This is a genomic window from Cellulomonas sp. Root137, assembly GCF_001426725.1.
Taxonomy (GTDB): Bacteria; Actinomycetota; Actinomycetes; order Actinomycetales; family Cellulomonadaceae; genus Cellulomonas.
In genome coordinates this window covers 55,947-79,026 of the sequence record NZ_LMFG01000003.1, presented here as the reverse complement: position 1 = coordinate 79,026, position 23,080 = coordinate 55,947, and the positions used below count along the sequence as shown (strand labels likewise).

Below are 23,080 nucleotides of genomic sequence, written 5' to 3'. Positions count from 1 at the left end.
AATCATCGCCGAGCTTCGCGGCCTCCGCTCGTCACGACGACCGTTCCAGGTAGACGTCCTCGGCGGCGTACGCGAAGAAGTCGCCCATCGCCTCCATCCGCACGAATCCGGGGAACGCCTCGCGCCAGTCGCGCGCCGACGCGGTCTCGACGAGCCACTCCACGCACGCGCCGACGGTGTCCTCGTAGCCGCCGGGAGCCACGTACCCGAGCTCGTCGGCTGCGCGCTGCAGGTCGAGAACGACCGGTCGCGGCACCGCCCACGGCGTGAGCCCGACACCGTCCACGGGGTCGCCCGGCACGGTGACCAGGCGGGACGTGACGCCCATCGCCGCGTCGACGGCGGCGGCGATCTCGACCACCGTCAGCGCGCGCGGGTCGGCGGCGTTGAGCACGCGGTGGCCCGGCCGCTGCGCCGCGAGCCGGACGAGCTCGCCCAGGACCGCGGTCGCGGTGGTGTGGAACCGGCTCGCCCCGTCGTACGCGAGCACCCGCACGTCACGCCCGTCGAGGACCCGCTTCACGAACGTCCACTCGCGCGGCTGGAGGCATCCGGGCCCGTGGATGGCGCCCGGGCGCAGGATCGTCGTCGGGACGTCCGAGGACGCCCACGCCCGCTCGAGCGCGACCTTGCCGGTGGCGTAGGAGTCGCGTCCGGGAGTGACGGTCGGCTGGTCCTCGGCGATCGGGCCGGGGAACGCGGCGAACTCGTCCGTCTCGAACCCGTTCCCCGCGGCGTCGACGTACACCGCGGCGCTCGAGATCACGACGGCCGACCCGATCCGGTCCGCCCGCGCCAGCAGCGGCGCCGCCTGCCGGTCGTCGTACGCCACGACGTCCACGAGCACGTCCACCCCGCCGGCCAGGGCCTCGTCGAGCGCGTCGGGGTCCTGGCGGTCACCGAGGACGACCTCCGCTCCCCCGACGTCCGCGGCGTGGCGGGCGAGCACCCGCACCTCCCACCCGTCCGCGAGCAGCGCGGGCACCACAGCCCGGCCGATCTGCCCGCTGCCACCGATCACCAGGGCCGTCGTCATGGGGCGAGGCTAGGCGAGGGCGGTGGTCCGCGCGGTGTGCGTCGGGTAGCCGTGCGCCTGACCGACCGCGTCGTTGTAGAGCTCCCCGGCGTGCGTCGTGAGTCCGGCGCCGAGTGCGGGGTCCGCCGCGACGGCCGCGGTCCAGCCGAGGTCCGCGAGCGCGCTGAGGTACGGCAGCGTCACGTTGGTGAGCGCGCGCGTCGAGGTGACGGGGACGGCACCCGGCATGTTCGCGACGCAGTAGAACACCGAGCCGTGCACGCGGTAGGTGGGCTCGTCGTGCGTGGTGGGGCGGGTGTCCTCGAAGCAGCCGCCCTGGTCGACCGCGACGTCGACCAGCACGGAGCCGGGCCGCATGCGGGACACCAGCTCGTTGCTGACCAGGTGGGGTGCGCGCGCGCCGGGGACCAGCACCGCGCCGATCACCAGGTCGGCGTCGAGCAGCTCGCGCTCGACGGCGTAGGCACTGGACGCCACGGTGCGCACGCGCCCGCCGAACGCGGAGTCCGTGTCCCGCAACCGCGGCATGGACACGTCGAGCACGGCGACGTCGGCGCGCATGCCCACGGCGATCTCGGCGGCGTGGCGTCCGACGACTCCCCCGCCGAGCACCACCACCTTCGCGGCGTCGACGCCCGGGACCCCGCCGAGCAGCACCCCCGAGCCGCCCTCGTTCTTCATCAGGTGGTACGCCCCGACCTGCGTGGACAACCGGCCCGCGACCTCGCTCATCGGGGCGAGCAGCGGGAGAGTCCCGTCGCGCAGCTGCACGGTCTCGTACGCGATCGACGTCGTGCCCGCGGCGAGGAGAGCGTCGGTGGCCGGACGGTCCGCGGCGAGGTGCAGGTAGGTGAACAGCAGCAGGTCCTCGCGCAGGTACCCGTACTCGGACGCCACGGGCTCCTTGACCTTGCAGACGAGGTCGGCGCTCCCCCACACCTCGGCGGCGTCGGCGACGACCTGCGCCCCGGCGGCGGCGAACTGCTCGTCGGTGATCGCCGACCCGGCACCGGCACCGGCCTGGACCAGCACCTGGTGACCGGAGCCGACCAGCTGGTGCACGCCCGCGGGCGTCACCGCCACGCGGTACTCGTGGTTCTTGACCTCGCTGGGGATGCCGACCTTCATGGTGGTCTCCGTCCGGGCTGATCTTCGGCAGTTGCCCTGATTCTGAACTTCCTGTGTTGCAATCACATGACGAAGATCGAGGATTCGCTAGATTCACCACATGTCCGTTGCCGATTCGTTCCAGCGCCTCTCACCCGGTCCGCACCGAAGCGCGTTCGGCGCCGTCGTTCTCGACGAGGTCGACCGCCGGCTCCTGAGCGAGCTCGAGCGGGACGGCCGGATCTCCAACAAGGAGCTCGCCGCCCTCGCCGGCATCGCCCCCTCCACCTGCCACGCGCGGGTGCGGGCGCTGCGTGAGTCCGGGGTCCTGCGCGGCTTCCACGCCCAGGTGGACCCCGAGGCGGTCGGCCGCGGCCTGCAGGCGATGATCGCCGTCCGCCTGCAGCCGTCGGCGCGCGCACGGCTCGCCGAGGTGGCGCACCGGTTGGCCCAGCGGCCCGAGGTGCGCGACGTGTACCTGCTGGCGGGTGTCGACGACGTGCTCGTGCACGTGGCGGTGCGCGACTCCCCCGAGCTGCGGGCGTTCGTGCTCGAGCACCTGAGCACCCGCCCGGAGGTGGCCCACACGCAGACGAGCCTGGTGTTCGAGCACGTGCACGCCCCGGGCACCGCCTCGCTCTGATCAGGCGAGCAGCCCGCCCCAGACGGCCGCCTGCCCCAGGATGCGTCGGGCGCCGGGCTCGTCGCGGAGCTCGTCCCAGACCCACAGGGCCGACTCGGTGCACCGCGCGTGCCCCCACGCGGCCACCCGCTCGGCGTCGAGGTCGAGCAACCCGGCCAGGTGCTCGATCCGCTTGCGCAGCAGCACGGCCGGGTCGGGGTGCGCGAACGGGTCGTCGACCTGCTCGAGCAGCGGCCACAGGTCGTACGCGGGGTCCCCGCGCAGGGGCTTCGGGTCGATCGCGAGCCAGCGCCCGTGCCCGGCGGCCAGGATGTTGCCGGGGTTGAGGTCTCCGTGCACGAGCACGTCCGACGAGCCGGGCAGGGTGCGCAGCAGGTCCGCCGCGACCCGGACGTCGACCCCGTGCCGGGACCCGCGCTCCTCCAGCAGGTCCGCCCACCCGGCGCAGACGTCCCGCAGGTCCGGCACCACGACGTCGGACCGCGCGGACCACAGTGCCCGGGCCACCGAGGCCGCGGTCCCCAGGCGCTCCTCGGCCGCGCCGGGCGCCACGCTCAGCGCGGTACCCGGGATGACCCGGTCCACGAGCAGGGCCCAGTCGTCCCGGTCGGACCCGAGCAGCTCGGGGACGCCGTGCCCGTGCCAGGCACGCAGCGCCGCCGCCTCGTGCCGCGCCTCGTCGTGCGGGAAGGAGATCTTCAGGACGACAGGCCGCCCGTCGGGGAGGGTGCCCGGCGCGCACCACGACGCCGCTCCGCTCGTGAAGGGATCGTCCAGCGCGAGCGCCCACCGCCCGGTGGCGCGCTCGACGAGGTCGGGCAGCCGGTCGATCCAGGCGCGACCGGCGGCGGTGCGACCCGGCCCGTCCCACAGGATCGCGGGGACGACGAGACCGGCCACGCGCTGCTCCTCCCCCGGTCCCGCTCCTGGCACCGACGCGACGCCAGTATCGCCGCAGCAGCCCCGTTGCTCCTGCCGGGTGAACGCCGAGCCCCGGGCCGTACCGTGTGCGATCCTGCGCGCACCGACGGGCGGAACCACAGGGAGGGCACGGCGTGAGCACTGGCGAGCCGCAGGGGCTCAACCCCTGGGTCGGCGCGCGTGGTGCAGATCCGTTCCCGGTCCTGCTGCCCCGGCCCCACGGCCCCGCCGAGGATCGCGTCGTCCGGTTCCTCGGTCCGGCAGTGCGCGTCCGGCGCGGGCCGCGGCTCGGCTTCCTGCTGGTGATGGCCCTGCTGGTCGGCGGACTGGTGCTGGGTGGCCGGTGGTGGATGTCGACCTCCTCCGCGTTCGGACCTCCGGCCGGGCTGGAGGAGGCAGCGAACCCGCTCGGCGCGCCGCCGCCGGCGCCGGCCACGGCGGGAGCCTTCGCCTTCACCGGCCTGCAGCCGGACGGCGGCGGACCCGTCGCGTACAGCCCGTGCCGACCCATCCACTACGTGGTCCGCCCGGACGGCGCGCCCCCCGGCGGCGCGGAGCTCCTCCGAGGGGCGATAGCGAGCGTGTCGGCGGCGACCGGCCTCCGGTTCGTCGACGACGGCGCGACGCGGGAGGCCCCGAGCGCCGACCGCGCGGCCTACCAGCCCGACGCGTACGGTCGCCGCTGGGCACCGGTCCTCATCACCTGGTCCACCGCCGCGGAGTCCCCCGAGCTGGCCGGTGACGTCGCGGGTGTCGCCGGCTCCGCCTCGGTGACCCGCGCGGGACGCTCGGTCTACGTCACCGGGTCCGTCACGCTCGACGGCGAGGACATCGGGGCGCTCGCCGCGGTGCCCGCCACCCAGCCCACCGCCCGCGGGATCGTGACCCACGAGCTGGCACACCTCGTCGGGCTCGACCACGTCGACGACCCCACGCAGCTGATGTACCCGAGCACTCAGCTCCACGTCACGGACCTCGCCACGGGCGATCTCACCGGACTGGCCGCGCTCGGCACCGGCGGGTGCGCACCGCACGTCTGACCGAACCCTTCACACCGGGCGCGCACCTCCACCCGGGCACCTCCCAGGTCGCGCGCGTACGCTCGCCGGAGGCCACCCCCCGCCTCTGCCCCCGAGGAGTCCCTCATCCACCGTCGACCCATCGTCCTGGTGCACGGCACGCGGACGTCGTCCGTCATCTGGCGGCGACAGGTGGAGGCGCTGGAGCGCTCGGGTCACCCGACCGTCGCGCTGGACCTGCCCGGGCACGGGCTGCGGGCGCACGAGCGCTTCAGCCTCGTGGGCGCACTGGCCGCCATCGACGACGCCGTGGACTCCTGCCCCGAGCCGCCCCTGCTGGTGGGGCTGTCCCTCGGCGGCTACACGAGCCTGGCGTACGCGCGCCAGCACGGGGAGAAGGTCGCGGGCGTCGTCCTGGCGGGCTGCTCGACGGAGATCAAGGGCAAGCCCCTGCGCGCGTACCGGCGCGCCTCCGGCATGGTCACGCGTGCGCTGCGGATGGGCGGTCCCGACTGGCACGTGGTGACGGACATGCTCACGGAGCTCGCCGGGTACTCCCCGCTGGCCGACCTTCGTCGCACCGCCGTGCCGGTCTGGCTGGTCAACGGGCGCCGCGACCCGCTGCGGCTCGACGAGCGCCGGTACCTCGACGCGCGTCCGGGTACCCGGCTCACCGTCGTCCCGAACGCCGGCCACGACGTCAACTCGCACGCGCCCGTGGCGTTCAACCGCATCCTGCTCGACGCGCTGCACGAGCTGCGCAACCGCGGCGGGCTCGCGATCGCCTGAGCGCGCGCGGCGCAGCGAGGCGCCCACTGCCAGGCACAGTAGGGGTGTGGACCCCGCGCAGCTCGCCGACGCCTCGCGGCTGCGGACCCGCGCCACCGTGCTGCACGCCGACGCGGACTCGTTCTTCGCGGCGGTCGAGCAGCGCGACAAGCCGTCGCTGCGCGGCCGCCCGGTGCTCGTCGGCGGCACCGGACCGCGCGGTGTGGTCTCCACGGCGTCCTACGAAGCGCGCCGGTCGGGGGCCCGCTCCGCGATGTCGATGAGCCGGGCGCGCCGGCTCAGCCCGGCCGCCGCGGTCCTCTTCCCCCGGTTCGAGGCGTACTCGGCGTACTCGCGGATCATCATGACCACGCTGGGCACGCTGTCCGAGCTGGTCGAGCCGCTGAGCATCGACGAGGCGTTCGTGGACCTGGAGGCGGGACCGTTCGCCGACGACCCCGCCGGCGCGGCCGCCGACGTCCGCGCCCGGATCCGTGAGCGCACCGGCCTCGCGGTCTCGATCGGCATCGGCCGGACCAAGCTGATCGCCAAGCTCGCGTCCGACGCCGGCAAGCCGGACGGGCTGCTGGTGGTCGAGCCGGCCGACGAGGACGACTTCCTCCTGCCCCTGCCCGTGCGCGCGATACCCGGCATCGGACCGGCGACGGCGGCGGCGCTCGAGCGGCTGGACGTCCGCACGGTGGCCGACCTGCGCCGACAGGAGCTCGACGTGCTCACGATGACCGTCGGCGAGTCGTCCGGGGTCAACCTCTTCCGGCTGGCCCGCGGCATCGACCTGCGTCCCGTCGCACCGGGTGGCGAGCGCAAGTCGGTCGGTGCGGAGCGCACGTTCGCGGAGGACATCTTCGGTGCCGACCTGATCGCCGCGGCGATCGACCGGGTGGCCGACGAGGCGCTGCGGCGCCTGACCGCGCACGGCGGCGGCGCGCGGACCGTCGTCGCGAAGGTCAGGTTCGCCGACTTCACCACCCTGACCCGCTCGGTCACGCTCCCCCAGCCCTCCGCCGAGCCCGCCGAGCTCCGGGCGGCCGCCCACCAGGCCGCGCGCGCGGCAGGCATCAGCGACTCCGTGCGGCTGCTCGGGGTGTCGTTCCACAACCTGTCCGCGCACGCGCAGCTCACCCTGCCGTGGGGCGACGACGAGCCGGCGCCGCCCGTCGACGACGACCTCGACGACACACCCGCGACCCTCGGCCTGCTCACGGAGGAGAACGCGCGGCCCGGCCTGGACGTGGAGCACCCGAGCCTCGGCCGCGGCTGGGTGGTGCACGTCCGCGGCCGGCAGGCCACCGTCCGGTTCGAGAGCGTGGACACGCCCCCGGCGCGATCCCAGGTGGTCGACCTCGACACCGACCCGCTGCAGCTCGTGCCGCCGCTCACCCCGGGGGAGATCGCCTGATCCGCCGCGCCCACGCGGCCGTGGGCCGTTGGTCACTGGTTCAGGGCGCGGCGCCCTCGGACGATGGCTGTGTCCCTGTCAGCCGGTCGCCGGACGTCCGCGCCCTCGGGACCTCGGGCGACGGCGCCCGAGTCGTCGCGACGAGCGGGAGAGCAGACGTGTCAGGCAGCAAGGCGCAAACCAGGCCCGGGCACGTCGAGATCGAGAGCGCGCACGGCAGGGTGGCCGCGTACGCACGGCACCCGAACGGCGGCGGGCTGGTCGAGGTCACGGCACGCGTGCACGTCGGCGCCACCGTGCACGAGTCCGCGTACGTCGAGGCCGGTGCGGTGGTCGGCGACGGCACCCACATCGGCGCCAGCAGCTGGATCGACTCGGACGTGATGATCGGCGCGCGGGTGCACATCGGCCGGAACGTCCACCTCGGCGCCGGGTCGCGCGTCGCCGACGGGGCGCAGATCAACGCCGGGGCCCGCATCGGGGAGGCCGCCGTCGTCGCCACCCGCGCGCGGGTCAGCACCGACACGGTGGTCCCGCACGGTGCGGTCGTGCTCGGGCCCGCCCGCCGGTCGCCGCGCTCGGACTTCGGGACCGCCGCCTAGTCCCACGCCGGACGGGCCGGTCTACGCTGGGCGGGCATGAGCTTCCTCTACGAGGAGCGCACCTCGCCGTCCCGCTTCGTCGACGTCGTCTGGCACACGCTCGACACCACCGACGGCACCTACCTGGCGTCCGCCGACGCGCGCTGGGACCTGATCTTCACCGTCACGGGCCACGGCAACCGCGTCCTGCTCAGCGGCCCGTCGTCGCAGCCGACCGTCGTCCACTACACCGCGGGAAACCGGAACCTCGGCATCCGCTTCGCCGCAGGCGCCTATTTCACGCACGTCCCCGTCGAGGCGATGCGCGACCGCACCGTCACGCTCCCGATGCCCTCCCCCGCGAGCTTCGACCTCGGCGGGTCGCACTGGCCGTTCCCGGGGACCGACGACGACCGCGTCGACGCCCTCCTCGAGTCGCTGGCCGACCGGGGCCTCCTGGCGCTCGACGACGTCGTGGGCTCCGCTCTGGCCGGCCGTCCGGTCCCGCTGTCCACCCGCAGCGTCGAGAGACACTTCACGCACGCCACCGGGATGAGCCCGCGGCGCGTCCGGCAGATCGCCCGGGCACGCGAGGCGGTCGGACGGCTCCAGCACGGCACCGGCATCGCGGACGTGGCGCACGCCCTCGGCTACGCCGACCAGTCGCATCTCACGCGCGACCTCAAGCGGCTCACCGGGTACACCCCCGCGCAGTCCCAGGACCGCGACGAGCCCGTCTGAGTGTCGCCCTGGTTCAAGACACGGCGCGCGGCGCGTGGCTGACTCTCCAGGTCGGACACCAGCCCGAGGGAGAGGACGCACGCCGTGGACATCCGACCGTACGAGATCGCCATCCCCGCCGCCGAGGTCGACGACCTGACCGAGCGGCTGGCCCGCACCCGGTGGCCCGCCGCCCTCACCTCCGGGTGGGAGCGTGGCACCCCCGTGCCCTACGCGCAGCGCCTCACCGAGCGCTGGCGGACCTTCGACTGGCGTGCCCAGGAGGAGCGGCTCAACCGCCTGCCGCAGTTCCTCGCCGACGTCGACGGACAGCCCGTCCACGGGCTGCACGTGCGGTCGAGCCGGGACGGCGCCACCCCGCTGCTCCTCTGCCACGGCTACCCGGCGTCGTTCGTCGAGTTCGCCACGCTGGCACCCGCCCTCGCCGAACCCGAGGACGGTGGACCCGCGTTCCACGTCGTCGCGCCCTCGATCCCCGGGTTCGGCTTCTCGACCCCGCTCACCGGCCACGGGTGGGACCTCACCCGGACCGCCTCGGCGTTCGACCGGGTGATGGTCGGGCTCGGCTACGAGCGGTACACCGTCTTCGGCGGCGACGTCGGCGCCGGCATCAGCGAGCAGCTCTGCCTCGACGCGGGTGACCGCGTCATCGCCACGCTCGTCGCCACCGATCCCGGCGCGATCGCGACCGCCTACACCCCGCCGACCGACCACCTGACCCCCGAGGAGAGGGAGCGGCACGAGGCACTCAAGGCCGCGCGCGCCGAGGACTTCGGCTACCTCCAGGTCCAGACGACCCGGCCGCTGAGCGTCGCCTACGGGCTCACGGACTCGCCGGTCATGCAGCTGACGTGGATCGCGGAGAAGTTCCAGGAGTGGACCGACCCGTCGCGCGAGCTGCCCGAGGACGCCGTGGACCTGGACGACCTGCTCACGCTGGTCAGCGTGGCGTGGTTCGGCCGGGGCGGGGACGGCGGCGCGAACCTGCTGTACGAGGCGGCGCACTCCCCGATGGCCTGGGGCCGCACGCACGACCGCCCGCAGGGCATGGTGGCGTTCGGTGAGGAGCCGCTGATGCGCCGCATCCTCGACCCGCACGGGCACCTCGCCTTCTGGGCCGAGCATCCGCGGGGCGGTCACTTCCCCGCGATGGAGCGCCCGCAGGAGCTCGCCGGGGACATCCGGGCGTTCCTCGCGTCGGTCCCGGTGGGCTGAGGGTCTGTCCGGATGTGGGTGGTGTGCGGTCTGATCGTGTCGGGCGGTCGCGTGGGCGGCCGCTGACTACCCAGGAGGACGCACCATGGCGACGATCGTCTCGACCCTGTTCATCTCGCTCGACGGCGTCGCCGAGATCGACCCGGCGTGGCACTTCCCCTACTTCGACGAGAACATGGGCGCCGCGGTCGGCGAGGACTACGAGGACGTGGACGTGCTGCTGCTCGGGCGCGTCACGTACGACAGCTTCGCGGGCGCCTGGCCGGAACGGGAGACCGCCGGCGGCCAGGACGCCACGTTCGCCGCGCAGCTCGGTGACGTCCGCAAGGTGGTGGCGACGCGCGGTGCGCAGGAGCTCGGCTGGCGCAACGCCGAGGCGGCACCCGACCTCGTCGAGACCGTGACCGCGCTGAAGGCCGACGCCGGCATCGGGAAGATCCTGGTCGCCGGGTCGATCTCCGTGGTCCGCCAGCTGCTCGCCGCCGGACTCCTCGACGAGCTGCGCCTGCTGGTGCACCCGGTCGCCGCCCGCACCGGCGAGCGGCTGTTCGACGACGGCGAGCCCATCTACCCGCTGCGGCTGCTGCGCTCCGACGTCTTCCCCACGGGCGTCGTCCGGCTCGTCTACGCGCCGAGCCAGCTGCCGGGGACCCAGGGGTACGACGACGTCACGGACAAGGTGCCCGGTGCCGCCTGACCGGGTGACGTGGCCCCAGGCGCTCGCCTGGCGGATGCGGCGACAGCTGCTGGACCCGGTCGGCGACGCGTCGGCCGCCGACGTGGTCCGGACGCTGGGAGCCGTCCCCGCGCAGAACGACGCCACGACGGAGCTGGCGATCTGCGCCCGGCAGCGCAGTCCGCGGCCGGGCGAGCTGGTCCACGCGATCGCCGAGGGGGAGCTCGTCCGCACCTTCGCGTTCCGCGGCGCGGTCCATGTGGCGACGCCCGAGGACGCCGGCGTGTACCTCGCGCTGCGCGCCGCCAGCCGGATGTGGGAGCTGCCCAGCTGGCGGACCTACTACGGGCTCGCCCCGTCGGACTGGCCCGCGTTCCGGCAGGCGGCGCGCGACGCCCTCGCCGACGGCCCGCTGACACCGACGGCCCTCGGCGCCGCCCTCACCGCCGAACCCGCGTTCCACCACCTGGAGACGGTCTTCGCCGACAACCCGTGGTCGCTGCTCAAGGCGCTCGCCTGGCAGGGCGACCTCTGCTTCGGCCCGTCACGCGACGGCCAGGCGACGCTCCAGCGGCTGGACGCGAACCCCCGCTGGGCCGGTCTCGTGGACGTCGACGACGCCGGCCCGCGGGCGGTCGAGTCCTACGTCAGGGCGTACGGTCCGACGACCCCCGCGCACCTGCAGTACTGGCTCGGTGAAGGGCTGGGCGTCCGGCGCGGGCACCTCCGGACCTGGATCGCCGGTCTCGGGGACCGCCTCGCCGCCGTCGAGGTGGAGGGCGAACCGGCCCTCGTCCTGCGGGAGGACCTCGAGGAGGTGGCGGCGGCCCGGCCGACGACGGCCGTCCGGCTGCTCCCGCGGTACGACCAGTGGGTGCTCGGACCCGGCACCGCCGATCCGCACGTCGTGCCGCCCACCGAGCGCGCGGCGATCAGCCGGGGCGCGAACATCGCGGTGGTCGGCGGCGTCGTGCGCGGGACGTGGTCCCAGACGGGCGACGAGGTGCAGGTGACCTGGTTCGACGCCGAGCCCGCGCGTGCGCAGGTCGAGGACGAGGTCGAGCGGCTGGCGACGACCCTCGCCACACCGCTGCGTCTGGCCGCCACGCCGCGTTGAGCCACCCGGGACCGCGTCGCTGGCGCAACCGCTGGCCGCGTTGCTAGCGTCCGCGTGCCGCACAGGTGCGCGGGGGCGACCGCTGCCCATCGACTTCGACGAGTAGGGACTGCCCCATGAGCATCGGATGGCGTCTGCACGGTGACGGACGGACGGTCCCGGTCGGCGAGGTCGTCGCCCCCGACGAGCGCCTGAGCTGGCCGCGGACGATCGGCATCGGCATGCAGCACGTCGTGGCGATGTTCGGGGCCACGTTCCTGGTCCCGCTGCTGACCGGGTTCTCCCCGGCGACGACCCTGTTCTTCTCCGCCGTCGGCACGGTCGTGTTCCTGCTCATCACGCGCAACAAGCTGCCGAGCTACCTGGGTTCCTCGTTCGCGTTCATCGCACCCATCGCCGCAGCGACCGCCACCGGCGGGCAGTCCGTGGCGCTGGGCGGCATCGTCGTGGTCGGTGTGCTGCTCGCCGCCATCGGCGCCGTGGTGCACGTCGCCGGGTCGGGGTGGATCGACACGCTCATGCCGCCCGTCGTCACGGGCACGATCGTCGCGCTCATCGGCCTGAACCTCGCCCCGGTCGCGTGGGGGACGTGCTCGCAGAGCGTCGTCGACGGGGCCATCGTCGAGACGTGCAGCAACGGCTTCCGGGCGGCGCCGATCACCGCGCTGGCCACGCTGCTCGCGATCATCCTGTGCACCGTGCTGTTCCGCGGCATCCTCGGGCGGCTCTCGATCCTGGTCGGCGTCCTGGTCGGCTACGCGGTGGCCAACCTCCGCGGCGAGGTCGACTTCTCGGGCGTGCGGGCCGCCGACTGGGTCGGGTTCCCCCAGTTCCTCGCCCCGTCGTTCGACATCGCCGTCCTCGGGCTCTTCGTCCCCGTCGTGCTGGTCCTCGTCGCCGAGAACATCGGCCACGTCAAGTCCGTCGCCGCGATGACCGGGCACGACATGGACCCGCTGGCCGGACGCGCCCTGTTCTCCGACGGCATCGCCACCACCCTGGCCGGGCTCGGCGGCGGCTCGGGGACCACCACCTACGCCGAGAACATCGGCGTCATGGCCGCCACCAAGGTGTACTCCACGGCCGCGTACTGGGTCGCCGCGGCGACGGCGCTGGTGCTCTCCCTGTCGCCGAAGTTCGGTGCGGTGGTGGCCTCGATCCCCGCCGGCGTCCTCGGCGGGGCGACCACCGTCCTCTACGGGATGATCGGCATCCTCGGCGCCCGGATCTGGGTGCAGAACCGGGTCGACTTCTCCGACCCGAAGAACCTCACGACGGCCGCCGTCGCCCTGGTCATCGGCATCGCCAACTTCACCTGGGCGCCCGGCGACCTCGTCTTCGGCGGCATCGCACTCGGCACCGCAGCCGCGCTGATCATCTACCACCTGATGCGCGTGCTGGCCGACTGGCGCGGCACCAGCCAGGAGCCCGCCTCCCCGGCCTCCGTCCCCGCGGGCGACCCGGTGGACCGGTAGCCGCCTGCGGGTCCCCCTGCGCCGAGCCGGCAGGTCCGGATCCCAAGACGGTGGGTGACGTCGGCGGAGTCTGGTCGCATCATGGCTGCACGTCGGCAACGAGGCCGGCGTCGCACCGGTGACGACACCGGACCCGAGCTGGGCGGTCGACGATGACGAACCCGCGAACGACGGCCCTCTGGGCAGCCGCTGCCCTCGCTCTCGTGCTCCTGGTCGTGCTGGTCTCGTCCAGCGACACTCTCTGGACGTCGTGGCCCGGCGCCGCGGTGCGCTTCGGGGGCGTCGCCGCCGTCGCGGTGGGGCTCTACACGCTGGCCGGTCGCTGGGACCGCCGAGCCCGGTCCGAACGGGCCTGAGACGAACAACCCCCCGATCCGCGTCTCCGCAGATCAGGGGTAGCTCGTCGCTGTCTCAATGAGCGCCCGGAGCGTGACGAGAGGTCTGGTGTCCCAGTCTCGGCCTAGAAGCCCATGGCCTCGCGCTTCTTCATCTCGAACTGATCCTGCGACAGGATCCCGGCGTCCAGCAGGTCCTTCAGCTTCCTGACGGTCGCGATCTGCTCGTCCAGCGAGGGGCCCCCGCCGGGTGCGACGGGAGACGCGGTCTGCGGGGCGAGCGTCTGAGCGAGGTTCATCCCGAACACCATGCCGGCCCCGTCGCCGAGCCCGTGGTCCTGGACGCCCTGGGCGATCTTCTGCTGCGCCGCCGCATTCGACGCCTGCTGCGACAGGCCCTCGTACGCCTTCACGTTCATCATGTTCGCCGAGTACTGCTTGACGAGCTCCCGCGACTCGGGTGAGAACTCGAGGCTCTCGATGCCGACGTGGACGACGTCGAGCCCGAACCGGGTGATCCATGCGCCGAGAGCCGCGTCGTCGTCCGCGATCGCGTCCGAGATCGCTCCGGCGCGGGAGGGCAGCTCGGAGATCCGATACGTCGAGGACAGCGAGTTGACCGCGGCGACGAACGCCTGGATGAACTCGGAGGAGATCTGCTGCTTGGCTTCCGCGCCGTCGAACGCGTAGCTGCGGGCGTTCGGCGGCATGAAGTTCCGGACGAAGGCGACCGCGTCGACGATCCGCAAGGAGAACGTTCCGTACGCCAGGATCTCCAGGTCGGCGCCGTAGAACCGGTCGTGGTAGACGGTCGGTCCGCGGGTACCGAACTTGATGCCGCGAATCTCGCGCAGGTTGACGAAGGCGATCTCCTTCTGGTCGGAGGCCTGCCCCCCGTAGCCGAACCGGTTGACCGCCTGCTTCAGGATCGAGCTCGTGACTCCCTCGCCGTTGAAGACGCTGCCCTGGCCCGCCTGGTACTCGTAACCTCCCGGCGCCGTGATGACGTCCTCGATCCCGGCCTGGCTGAAGATGAACGCCGCGGTGTTCTCGGGGACGAAGATCTTCGAGCCGTTGGAGATGACCCCGACGGAGCCTCGATAGTTCGAACCCCTACCGTTGTTCGTCTGCTGGTAGACCCCGGGCGCCACGACCGTGAACTCCCCGAAGTGCCCGGCGGTGATGATGTCCTTCCACTGGTCCGCGACCGTTCCCCCGAGCGCGCCGGCGAAAGCCTGGATGATGCCCACAGTCGACTCTTCCTCTCTGACGTCACGCGTGCTGTGCGGTGCCGCAGTATCCGCAGGTCGCCACGACTCCGCTGACGCCCGAGATCGGCGCTCCGCACGCCGTGCACTTGCCCGCGACGACCACAGGTGCTCCCACCGGTGGCTTCGAGCCGAATGTCCCCTTGAGCACGTTGAATGTGCCCTGGAGCGCACCGAGAACGTGCTCAGCTCCCGGCAGCGCCGGCCCCGTGTCGCCCGCACCCGGCGACGACTCCTGACCCGTCACCGCCTGGTTCACCTTGGCCACCCAGGCGAGGACCTTCTTCCTGCCGGACGAGAACCTGAACTCCTCCTGACCGCTGAGGAAGTAGACCTCGAGCACGGACGATCCGTTGCTCGACTGGCCGGCCAGCGCCTGCGCCTGCCGGTCGTGCACCTTGATCTGGTTGAGCGGGAAGGTCAGCACGCGCTTGGTGTTGCCGAGCATGCCCTTCTTGACCAGCACCAGGTTCACGCTCGTGAGGATCAGCTCGTCGGTGAAGCTCGAGAACGTGCCGCCGTGGGCGACGCGCTCCTCCTTCAGGAGCAGGACCTCGTTGGGCTGCAACGTGTAGCTCGCCACGTGAACTCATCTCTCGACTCGCATGTCGGACGACGCCGCGCTCACGGGCCGGAATCGCACACCATCGAGCGGGACCCCACTGTCGGGTGGCCCCCTGCCCGCCATCTTCCGATCGGCAGATGACGGTGCGCGCTTGAGCGGCGCCTGGCACCGGGTCGATCCCGGGTTCGCGTGTGGGTTGGCATCGCGGACACCCGTTGGCGCTCGCGCAGCAGGAGTGTCGGACCATGAGTCGACCGCGACGCCACCTGCGGATCGCCACCGGCCTGTGACCGGATCCGTCGTCGCGGTGTCACCGAGACGGAGGCTCCCGACCTCGCCGACTCGGCGGCGCAATGGCATCCGCGCCGACGACAAAGGCCCCGACCCGCATCTCTGCTGGTCAGGGCCTTGTCGTCGCTGTCTCAACGAGTGTCCGGAGGGGGACTTGAACCCCCACGCCCGTTAGGGCACTAGCACCTCAAGCTAGCGCGTCTGCCATTCCGCCACCCGGACAGGTGGACCGCAGGGCACCCGGAGGCGCCCTCAGGTGCGGCAGAAAAGATAGCACGGCGCGGCGGGCGAGCACGCATCGGCCCCCCGAGGCAGACTGGCGGCAGACGCCGAGACAGCAAGCCCTCGGCCGCGAAGCAAGGAGCCCGATGACCGACACGAGCACCTCGACGGGACGGGCTCAGGCCAGCCCCACGGCACGCAAGGTTGCCGGTGCGCGCCGCAACCCCAGCGCGTACGGCACGGAGCACACCGCCCCGCGCTGGTTGCGCGGTGCGGCGGGTGTGTCGTGGCGGCTGCTCGTGGTCATCGCGATGGTGGCGCTCATCTTCTTCGCCACCTCCAAGGTGCAGCTGCTGTTCATCGCCGTGTTCCTCGCCTTCGTGTTCACCGCCGTCCTGCGGCCCGTGGTCGACTTCCTCGCCCGGTGGATCCCCCGCGGGCTCGCCACGGCGCTCGGCATCCTCGGCGGGATCGTGTTCTTCCTCGGGCTGCTGACGTACGTCGGCTACTCGATCGCCAACCAGTGGACCGACCTGACCAAGCAGTTCAGCGACGGTATCGACCAGATCACCGAGTTCCTGGAGAACGGGCCGCTGCCGTTCACCATCACCAACGACCAGATCGCCGAGTGGATCAGCAACGGTCAGCAGTGGGTGCAGGAGCACGCCGGCGACCTCGCGGGTCAGGCAGCCGCGGGCGCGGGGTCGGTGGTCGAGGTGTTCACCGCCCTCGCGCTCGCGATCTTCTGCACGGTGTTCTTCCTGGCGCGCGGCCGCGAGATGTGGACCTGGTTCCTCAACCAGCTGCCGTCGCGCGTGCGGGAGAGCTGGAAGACGGCCGGTGGCGCCGGCTGGTACACGTTCTCCGGGTACACCCGCGGCACCGTGATCATCGCGGTCACCGACGGCATCCTCGCGTTCATCCTGCTGAGCATCCTGCGCGTGCCCCTGTCGGCGCCGCTCGCCGTGCTGGTGTTCATCGGGGCGTTCATCCCGCTGATCGGCGCACCGCTGGCGATGGTCATCGCGATGATCGTGGCGCTCGCCGCGAACGGCCTGCTCTCGGCCGCGATCGTCGGCATCGGCATCGCCCTGATCGGGCAGTTCGAGGGGCACATCCTGCAGCCGATCGTGATGGGCAAGCAGGTGTCGATCCACCCGGTCGTCATCGCGCTCGCCGTCACCGCGGGAACCCTGACCGCCGGCATCCTCGGCGCGGTCATCTCGGTGCCGCTGGTGGCGGTGTGCTGGGCGATCTTCTCCCGGCTGCGGACGCTGGACCCGCCGATGGAGGAGGACGAGTCGGACGACGAGGTCGAACCCGTGGAGAGCGTCGAGGAGATCGACGACGACGAGGCCGTCAAGCAGCCCTGAGCCTCAGCGGAAGTCGCGCGACGCCGACCTGACCTTCAACGACATCGGGGCCAGGTGCTCCGCCACGAGGTTGGTGGCACCGTCCGCCCGTTCCAGCCGACCGCGCACCACCAGGGCGCGCGACGTCCGGGCGACCTTGCGGAACTTCTGCCACAGGCCGGCCGAGCAGATGACGTTGAGCAGCCCGGTCTCGTCCTCCAGGGACAGGAACGTGGTCCCACCGGCGGTGCCGGGGCGCTGGCGGTGCGTGACGACGCCGGCGACGGCCACCCGTCGGCCGATCTCGTGCGTGTACGCCTGCTCGACCCGCAGGACGCCGGCCGCGTCGAGCCCGTCGCGCACGAACTGCGTCGGGTAGGAGTCGACGGACACGCCCGTGGCCCATACGTCCGCGGTCGCGATCTCGACGTCGCTCAGCCCGGGCAGCATGGGCGCGCTCACGCCCACCGAGACGCCCGGCAGCGTGTCCGGCCCCTCCTGCGCGAGCGCGCCGGCAGCCCACAGCGCCTCTCGCCGCGTGACGCCCAGGCTGTCGAGCGCTCCCGCGGTGGCGAGCGCCTCGAGCTGTGCGGTCGACAGCTGCACCCGCCGCACCAGCTGCCGCAGGTCGGCGAACGGGCCGTGCGCGCGGCGCTCGTCGACCACCCGCTGCGCGACGTCCTCCCCCACCGACCGCACCGACGCGAGCCCCAGCCGGACAGCGAGGGACCGGTCGCCGTCCCCGGTCCGCACCCCCGGCGCGGTGACCGGCCCGGTCCCGCTCGGCGTCGGGACCAGCCGCGGCTCCCCGCCCGTGGGCGTCGGACCCAGCCGCTCGACGCACGCCTGCACGTCGGACGCCTGCACGTCCGGGCGCAGCACCTCCAAGCCGTGCCGGCGGGCGTCGGCGGCCAGGCTCTGCGGGGAGTAGAAGCCCATCGGCTGCGCCGCGAGCAGCCCGGCGTAGAACGCGGCCGGGTGGTACACCTTCAGCCACGCGCTGGCGTAGACCAGGAACGCGAACGAGTACGCGTGCGACTCCGGGAACCCGAAGTCGGCGAACGCCTTGAGCTTGTCGAAGATCTCCGTGCCGGTCTGCTCGTCGATCCCGTGCCCGGCCATGCCTGACATCAGGCGCCCCCGCATCGCCTCCATCCGCTCGGTCGACCGCTTCGAGCCCATCGCCCGGCGCAGCTGGTCGGCCTCGGCCGGGGTGAAGTCGGCGACGTCGATGGCCATCTGCATGAGCTGCTCCTGGAACAGCGGCACGCCCTTGGTCTTGGCCAGCGACTTCTCCAGGAGCGGGTGCAGGTAGGTGACCGGTTGGCGGCCGTGCGCGCGCTCGATGTACGGGTGCACCGAGCCGCCCTGGATGGGACCGGGGCGGATGAGGGCGACCTCGATGACGATGTCGTAGAACGTCCGCGGCTGCAGGCGCGGCAGGGTGCCCATCTGCGCGCGCGACTCCACCTGGAACACCCCGACCGTGTCCGCGGCGCTGAGCAGGTCGTACACCCGGGGGTCCTCCGCGGGCAGCCCGTGCAGGTCCAGCTCCTCGCCCTCGTGCTCGCGCACGGACGTGAACCCGATCCGCAGGGCGGTGAGCATGCCGAGGCCCAGCAGGTCGAACTTCACCAGCCCCGCGTCCGCACAGTCCTCCTTGTCCCACTGCAGCACCGTGCGCCCGGGCATCCGCGCCCACTCCACCGGGCACACCTCGATCACCGGCCGGTCGCACATGACCATGCCGCCCGAGTGGATGCCGAGGTGCCGGGGCAGACGCAGGAACCGGTCGGCCAGGTCGATGACGTGCTCGGGGATCTCGTCGAGGTCGCTGGCCGACGGCGGCAGCACGGCCGGGACGACGTCATGGCCGTCGGCGGTGGCCAGGCCGGGTGTGTCCACGCCCTTGGCGGAACGCAGCACCGACGGCGGCTCCCACGTGTTGCCCCACATCGACGCCTGCGTGCGTCGGCGCTCGTCGCGCGCGGTGGTCACGGAGGCAGGTGTCTCGGGCGCCGGGCCGGTGTGCCCGACGTGCGGACGTTCCTGCCGACGGCTCGGCCCGGCGGACGGCTTCTCGGGCGACGGCGTCGGCGCGGGCGACCGCAGGCTCCCCCACCGTTCGATCGACGACGCCCACGCGTCCTGCTGCCCCGCGTCGTACCCGAGCGCCCGCGCCGCGTCCCGGACCGCCGACCGCGGCCGGTAGGAGATCACGTTGGCCACCTGGGCGGCGTGCGACCGGCCGTGCTTCTCGTAGACGTACTGGATGACCTCCTCGCGGCGCGCGGACTCGATGTCCACGTCGATGTCCGGCGGCCCGTCCCGCTCGGGCGCGAGGAACCGCTCGAACAGCAGGCCGTGCCGCACCGCGTCCACGGCGGTGACCCGCAGCGCGTAGCAGACCGCCGAGTTGGCGGCCGAGCCGCGGCCCTGCGCGAGGATCCCGTTGCGGCGGCAGAAGTCGACCAGGTCGTAGACCACCAGGAAGTACCCGGGGAAGCCGAGGTCCTCGATGACGGTCAGCTCGTGCGCCAGCTGCGCGTACGCGCCGGGCACCCGCTCCGACTCCGGCGGTCCGTACAGCTCCAGCGCACCCCGGCGGACCAGCTCACGCAGCCACGTGGCCTCGGTGTGGCCGGGCGGCACCGGGTAGGGCGGGAGCTGGGGCGCGACGAGGGACAGGTCGAAGGCGCACTCGTCGGCCAGGTCCGCCGCGGTCACCACGGCCGACGGGTGCCGGCGGTGCAGCGCGAGCATCTCGGTGGCCGACCGCAGGTGCGCCATCGGGCCGCCGGGCAGCCAGCCGTCCAGGTCCTCCAGCGACGACCGGGCGCGCACCGCGGCCAGCGCGGCGGCCAGGTCGGCGTCCCGCGGGGTGGCGTAGTGCACGTTCCCCGTGGCGACGAGCGGGAGTCCGGCGTCGGCCGCGAGGTGCGCGAGGGCGTCGGCACGGTCGGCGTCGTAGGGGTCGCCCATCGCGGTGACCTCGACGGCCACGTTGTCCCGGCCGAACAGGGCCACGAGCCGGTCCAGCTCGGTCCGGGCCGCCTCGATCCCGGCCGCGGTCACGCCGGTGACCCCCGACGGGTCGCCGCCGGCGAGCGCGCGCCGGACCGACCCCTTGCGGCAGCCGGTGAGCACCAGCCACTGCCCCGCCGCGGTCGCCGCGAGCTCCTCAAGCCGGTAGTCCGCGGCACCCTTGCGGCCGGTGCGCAGGTGCGCCTCCGCGATCGCCCGGGACAGCGCGCGGTAGCCGTCCGGGCCGCGGGCGAGGACGAGCAGGTGGGACGCCCGCGGGTCGGGGATGCCCGTCGGCAGGTCGAGCACGGGCGGCCCGGGAGTGACTCGTGCGGCCTCTCGGGGGTGCCGCCGACCGTCCGGCGCCGGCAGGTGCAGCTCCGCCCCGAACACCGTGGGCAGCCCGACCGCCTTGGCCGCCTGCGCGAACCGCACCACGCCGTACAGCCCGTCGTGGTCGGTGAGCCCGAGTGCGCGCAGGCCGAGCCGCGACGCCTCCGCGGCGAGCTCCTCGGGCTGGCTGGCGCCGTCGAGGAAGCTGAAGGCGGAGTGCGCGTGCAGCTCGGCGTACCGCGGCGGGAAGGCCGCACCCCGGTCAGCCACGTCAGTCATACGTCGCCTCGCACGTCCAGCCGGTCGCCGTGCAGGCCAGGAGCACCGCGCGGCCGTCGTCGAACGTCACCTGCAGGTGCGCCCGCAGGCCGGGGCGGTCGTCGGCCGCCACCCACCAGCGCTCGCTCAGCAGCCACGGCCCGGCCCACCCGGCCACGGCGCGCGGCCCGTCGGCGGCGGACCGGACCCGCTCGACGGCGACGTCCCACGCACCACCGCGGCGGGTCGGGCGAGTCACCGCGACCTCCGGCTCCCTCGGCAGCCACCGCACCCACGCCGGCTCGCTGCTCATCCCGCTGCGCACGTCGAGCACCACGGGCGCCCCCGTCGCGTCGCGCACGTCCACCCGGTCGGGCGGGTCCAGCACGGTGGCCGGCGCCGGATCGGGCAGCCGCCCGGGCCAGGGCCGGTCCACCGGCCGCGCCGGCTCTGTCTGCTCGCCCCACGGCTGCAGGTGCACCTGGTCGCGCACGTCCCGGCCGCCCTGCAGCGTCGCGACGAGGATCCCCGCCCCCCCGACGATCCCCTGCACCCGGTCCAGCGCCCGGTGCGCGCGCAGGTCACCGCCCGACGGTCCGCCCCACAGCCGCCCCTGCTCGGCGCCCGCCGGGGCCACGTCGAGGGCGGTGATGGCGAGGTGGACCAGGGTCACCGCGTGGGACTCGTCGTCGGGCCACGGGTTCGTCGGCAGGTCGTCGTGGGCCCAGGGGTCCTTACCCGAGGCGACGGCGTCGCGCGCCGTCCGCGACCGGGCACGGGCGGCGGGGTCGTCGGCCACCCGGCTGCGCGCGGTCTCGATCGCGCTCGACGCCAGCCAGCCCTCCAGCTGCCACCGGATCCGGTCGGTGATCCGGGCGGGGGTCAGCCCGCCCCAGCCGCCCAGGTCGGTCCGCCAGGTGCGCACCAGGTCGACGCCCTCGTCGGTGCGTGCCGCGATCTGCAGGCGACCGCACGTCACGGAGTGCTGCATGAGCAGCGCGTGCAGCTCCTCGGCCAGGCGGCGACCGGCGAACGTCGCCGAGTCGACCCGGTCGAGCGGCGGGTCGAGGTCGGTGGCCACCTCGAGGTCGGCCTCCGGTCGACGCCGGGCGGGCGGGCGTTCGTCGTCGCCGCGCGCGAGCATCTGCGCCCACGCGCCCAGCCGCCCGAAGCGGGCGTGCACGTCGGTGGGCGGCAGGGCGGCGAGCTGACCGAGCTGCCGCAGCCCCAGGCGGTGCAGCAGGTCCACCAGTGCGGCGACCGCGGTGGCCGCCTCGTCGGTGACCGCCGCGTGCACCAGCTCGCTCATCGCGCGCGGGGCCAGGTACGCCGCCGACGCCCCCGCGGGCACCACCGCCCCGGTCCGGGTAGCCAGCACCGCCGCGAGCAGCCCGTCGGCCGTGCCCACCGCGCACTCGTGCCCCGACCCCGCCGCGACCGCGTCGATGAGCAGCTCCGCGAGCGCCTCCTCCGACCCGTGGTACCGGCTGGCCCCGCCCGCGGGCAGCAGCAGCATCCCGGCGCGGACCACCTCGATGCCCGCCACCACGGTCTCCGCCGCCGCCGCGACCGGCTCGAACAGCCGCACGTCGCGGGCGTCGTCCGCCGGCAGCAGCACCAGCTCGGGGCAGACCCCCTGCGCCTGCCGTCGACGCATCCCCCGGCGCACCCCCTCCGCCCGGGCGAGCGCCGACACCGCGGTGAGCTGCCGCCCGTCGTGCACCGCGGTGGGCACGTGCGGCGGGACCTGCTCGGACGTCGCCGCCGCCACCACCGGCCAGTCCGGGACCCACAGGACGGTCGTGCGCGTGCTCATCCGACGAGCCTCAGGCCCGGCATCGGCGCCTCGACCTGCGGCGCCGCGGTGGAACCGATCGGCAGGGTCAGGTCGAGCGCGCGCGGCACCGCGGCGCTCCCTCGTCCCGTGCGGACCAGCCGGATCTCGTGGGTGCGCAGCCGTCCCTCGCCGGCGTCGACCCCCGTCCACCGGCCCGACTCGACCGTGAGCACCACGCCGGCACCGGGCCAGTCGGCGGTGGACAGGAGCACGGACCCGCGGTCCCGGGCGCGCGCGGACAGCTTCCGGCGGTCCGCGTCGGTCAGGGCTGCCTCGGGGCCGACCACCACCACGTCGACCCCGTCGAGCAGCGCGGCCACCACCGTCGGCGCCTCGAGACCGGGGCGCGGCACCACGGCCAGCCGGTCGAGCGACACCCCCGCCTGGGACGCGGCGAGCAGGCCGATGGTCGGCTGCCCGACGACGGCTGCCCACGCCCCGCCGGCGCACGCGTGGGCGAGCATGGCCAGCACCAGCGAGGTCGACCCCGTGACCACCGTGGTGCCGCCGCGACGCAGCCCCTCGGGCAGGATCGGGGCCAGCGGGGGCGGGACCGCCATCGGGGGGCGCTCGCTGGTGATGATGCCGGTGGTGTGGTGCTCGACCGGCACCTCCGGCAGGTCCGGCACCAGGGCGACCAGCGCGGGCGCGGGTGGCTCCGCCGGACCGCCCAGCGGCAGGACGCTGCGCGCCCCGGTGCGCTGCTCGGCGCGCGCGAGGGCGGCCCGTGCGAGCATGACCCGTTCCTCGCGCGACAGGGTGCCGACGGACATGCGGACCTCCCCTCGACCGGCCGATGAGAGGGTGCTCTCGAGACCTTCATCGAACATCTGTTCGAAGTATCTCAGTACACGCTGACACTCCCCGCACTGTCAA

The 23,080-nt window shown here is 73.8% G+C and carries 20 protein-coding genes and 1 tRNA gene; 12 read left to right on the top strand and 9 right to left on the bottom strand.

Features of this window, described 5'->3' with window-relative positions; all coding sequences use genetic code 11:
• Positions 1-31: 31 nt before the first annotated feature.
• Together ASD18_RS15410 and ald are read right to left on the bottom strand one after the other, a co-directional pair.
• Positions 32-1,036, bottom strand: coding sequence for an NAD(P)-dependent oxidoreductase (locus ASD18_RS15410; RefSeq protein ID WP_156388035.1), 1,005 nt, complete (start codon positions 1,034-1,036; stop codon positions 32-34).
• Between the two features lie 9 nt (positions 1,037-1,045).
• Entirely contained in the window at positions 1,046-2,164 is a 1,119-nt protein-coding gene (gene ald / locus ASD18_RS15405) for an alanine dehydrogenase (RefSeq protein ID WP_056093993.1), read from the bottom strand.
• Between the two features lie 100 nt (positions 2,165-2,264).
• Here ald and ASD18_RS15400 point away from each other — a divergent pair, with 100 nt between their 5' ends.
• The gene (locus ASD18_RS15400) at positions 2,265-2,786 is read left to right on the top strand and encodes an Lrp/AsnC family transcriptional regulator (RefSeq protein WP_056093990.1); all 522 of its coding nucleotides are present in this window, start codon (positions 2,265-2,267) and stop codon (positions 2,784-2,786) included.
• On the opposite strand, the gene ASD18_RS15395 is transcribed toward ASD18_RS15400, so the two are convergent.
• Positions 2,787-3,686 (bottom strand): aminoglycoside phosphotransferase family protein, encoded by a 900-nt coding sequence (locus ASD18_RS15395; RefSeq protein WP_056093987.1) that lies wholly within the window; start codon positions 3,684-3,686, stop codon positions 2,787-2,789.
• Positions 3,687-3,841: 155 nt separating this feature from the next.
• Here ASD18_RS15395 and ASD18_RS15390 point away from each other — a divergent pair, with 155 nt between their 5' ends.
• From ASD18_RS15390 to ASD18_RS15345, 10 genes are all read left to right on the top strand, one after another.
• Entirely contained in the window at positions 3,842-4,747 is a 906-nt protein-coding gene (locus ASD18_RS15390; protein ID WP_056093984.1) for a matrixin family metalloprotease, read from the top strand.
• A 105-nt stretch (positions 4,748-4,852) separates the two neighbouring features.
• Positions 4,853-5,515, top strand: coding sequence for an alpha/beta fold hydrolase (locus tag ASD18_RS15385; RefSeq protein WP_082574123.1), 663 nt, complete (start codon positions 4,853-4,855; stop codon positions 5,513-5,515).
• A gap of 46 nt (positions 5,516-5,561) precedes the next feature.
• Positions 5,562-6,914, top strand: a complete 1,353-nt coding sequence (locus ASD18_RS15380; RefSeq protein WP_082574121.1) for a DNA polymerase IV — start codon at positions 5,562-5,564, stop codon at positions 6,912-6,914.
• 158 nt (positions 6,915-7,072) lie between these two features.
• A complete protein-coding gene (locus ASD18_RS21200; RefSeq protein WP_162251758.1) occupies positions 7,073-7,516 on the top strand; it encodes a transferase in 444 nt (147 codons plus the stop codon).
• Between the two features lie 36 nt (positions 7,517-7,552).
• Positions 7,553-8,236 carry a helix-turn-helix domain-containing protein gene (locus ASD18_RS15370; protein ID WP_056093974.1) on the top strand — a complete coding sequence of 228 codons (684 nt, stop codon included), beginning with the start codon at positions 7,553-7,555 and terminating at the stop codon, positions 8,234-8,236.
• Between the two features lie 84 nt (positions 8,237-8,320).
• A complete protein-coding gene (locus tag ASD18_RS15365) occupies positions 8,321-9,451 on the top strand; it encodes an epoxide hydrolase family protein (RefSeq protein WP_056093971.1) in 1,131 nt (376 codons plus the stop codon).
• A gap of 85 nt (positions 9,452-9,536) precedes the next feature.
• The gene (locus tag ASD18_RS15360) at positions 9,537-10,148 is read left to right on the top strand and encodes a dihydrofolate reductase family protein (RefSeq protein ID WP_056093969.1); all 612 of its coding nucleotides are present in this window, start codon (positions 9,537-9,539) and stop codon (positions 10,146-10,148) included.
• A gap of 4 nt (positions 10,149-10,152) precedes the next feature.
• Complete coding sequence (locus ASD18_RS15355; RefSeq protein WP_156388032.1) at positions 10,153-11,244, top strand: DNA glycosylase AlkZ-like family protein; 1,092 nt, start codon at positions 10,153-10,155, stop codon at positions 11,242-11,244.
• A gap of 116 nt (positions 11,245-11,360) precedes the next feature.
• Positions 11,361-12,719, top strand: a complete 1,359-nt coding sequence (locus ASD18_RS15350) for a uracil-xanthine permease family protein (RefSeq protein WP_056093966.1) — start codon at positions 11,361-11,363, stop codon at positions 12,717-12,719.
• A 152-nt stretch (positions 12,720-12,871) separates the two neighbouring features.
• On the top strand, positions 12,872-13,075 hold the full coding sequence (locus ASD18_RS15345; RefSeq protein WP_056093963.1) for a hypothetical protein: 204 nt from the start codon (positions 12,872-12,874) through the stop codon (positions 13,073-13,075).
• Between the two features lie 104 nt (positions 13,076-13,179).
• Here ASD18_RS15345 and ASD18_RS15340 read toward each other — a convergent pair whose 3' ends face one another.
• From ASD18_RS15340 to ASD18_RS15330, 3 genes are all read right to left on the bottom strand, one after another.
• Positions 13,180-14,304: an SPFH domain-containing protein gene (locus ASD18_RS15340; protein WP_056093962.1), complete on the bottom strand. Its 1,125-nt coding sequence runs from the start codon at positions 14,302-14,304 to the stop codon at positions 13,180-13,182.
• 22 nt (positions 14,305-14,326) lie between these two features.
• The gene (locus ASD18_RS15335) at positions 14,327-14,905 is read right to left on the bottom strand and encodes a hypothetical protein (RefSeq protein WP_056093959.1); all 579 of its coding nucleotides are present in this window, start codon (positions 14,903-14,905) and stop codon (positions 14,327-14,329) included.
• 412 nt (positions 14,906-15,317) lie between these two features.
• Positions 15,318-15,400 (bottom strand) — tRNA-Leu (locus ASD18_RS15330).
• A gap of 146 nt (positions 15,401-15,546) precedes the next feature.
• Between ASD18_RS15330 and ASD18_RS15325 the strand changes: the two genes are divergently transcribed.
• Positions 15,547-16,773 (top strand): AI-2E family transporter, encoded by a 1,227-nt coding sequence (locus tag ASD18_RS15325; protein WP_056093956.1) that lies wholly within the window; start codon positions 15,547-15,549, stop codon positions 16,771-16,773.
• Between the two features lie 3 nt (positions 16,774-16,776).
• On the opposite strand, the gene ASD18_RS15320 is transcribed toward ASD18_RS15325, so the two are convergent.
• From ASD18_RS15320 to ASD18_RS15310, 3 genes are read right to left on the bottom strand one after another with little or no spacing between them, the layout of a single operon-like run.
• Positions 16,777-20,388, bottom strand: a complete 3,612-nt coding sequence (locus tag ASD18_RS15320) for an error-prone DNA polymerase (protein WP_056093953.1) — start codon at positions 20,386-20,388, stop codon at positions 16,777-16,779.
• Entirely contained in the window at positions 20,381-22,183 is a 1,803-nt protein-coding gene (locus tag ASD18_RS15315) for a DNA polymerase Y family protein (RefSeq protein ID WP_056093950.1), read from the bottom strand. The genes ASD18_RS15320 and ASD18_RS15315 overlap by 8 nt, the downstream gene beginning before the upstream one ends.
• Positions 22,180-22,977 carry a hypothetical protein gene (locus ASD18_RS15310; protein ID WP_056093947.1) on the bottom strand — a complete coding sequence of 266 codons (798 nt, stop codon included), beginning with the start codon at positions 22,975-22,977 and terminating at the stop codon, positions 22,180-22,182. Before ASD18_RS15310 ends, ASD18_RS15315 begins: the two co-directional genes overlap by 4 nt.
• Positions 22,978-23,080: the final 103 nt, after the last annotated feature.

Coding starts and splice junctions, on each gene's coding strand:
- ASD18_RS15350 (WP_056093966.1), top strand. CDS start 11,361: ATGAGCATCGGATGGCGTCTGCACGGTGACGGACGGACGGTCCCGGTC.
- ASD18_RS15325 (WP_056093956.1), top strand. CDS start 15,547: ATGACCGACACGAGCACCTCGACGGGACGGGCTCAGGCCAGCCCCACG.
- ASD18_RS15370 (WP_056093974.1), top strand. CDS start 7,553: ATGAGCTTCCTCTACGAGGAGCGCACCTCGCCGTCCCGCTTCGTCGAC.
- ASD18_RS15410 (WP_156388035.1), bottom strand. CDS start 1,036: ATGACGACGGCCCTGGTGATCGGTGGCAGCGGGCAGATCGGCCGGGCT.
- ald (WP_056093993.1), bottom strand. CDS start 2,164: ATGAAGGTCGGCATCCCCAGCGAGGTCAAGAACCACGAGTACCGCGTG.
- ASD18_RS15320 (WP_056093953.1), bottom strand. CDS start 20,388: ATGACTGACGTGGCTGACCGGGGTGCGGCCTTCCCGCCGCGGTACGCC.
- ASD18_RS15400 (WP_056093990.1), top strand. CDS start 2,265: ATGTCCGTTGCCGATTCGTTCCAGCGCCTCTCACCCGGTCCGCACCGA.
- ASD18_RS15360 (WP_056093969.1), top strand. CDS start 9,537: ATGGCGACGATCGTCTCGACCCTGTTCATCTCGCTCGACGGCGTCGCC.
- ASD18_RS15315 (WP_056093950.1), bottom strand. CDS start 22,183: ATGAGCACGCGCACGACCGTCCTGTGGGTCCCGGACTGGCCGGTGGTG.
- ASD18_RS15345 (WP_056093963.1), top strand. CDS start 12,872: ATGACGAACCCGCGAACGACGGCCCTCTGGGCAGCCGCTGCCCTCGCT.
- ASD18_RS15310 (WP_056093947.1), bottom strand. CDS start 22,977: ATGTCCGTCGGCACCCTGTCGCGCGAGGAACGGGTCATGCTCGCACGG.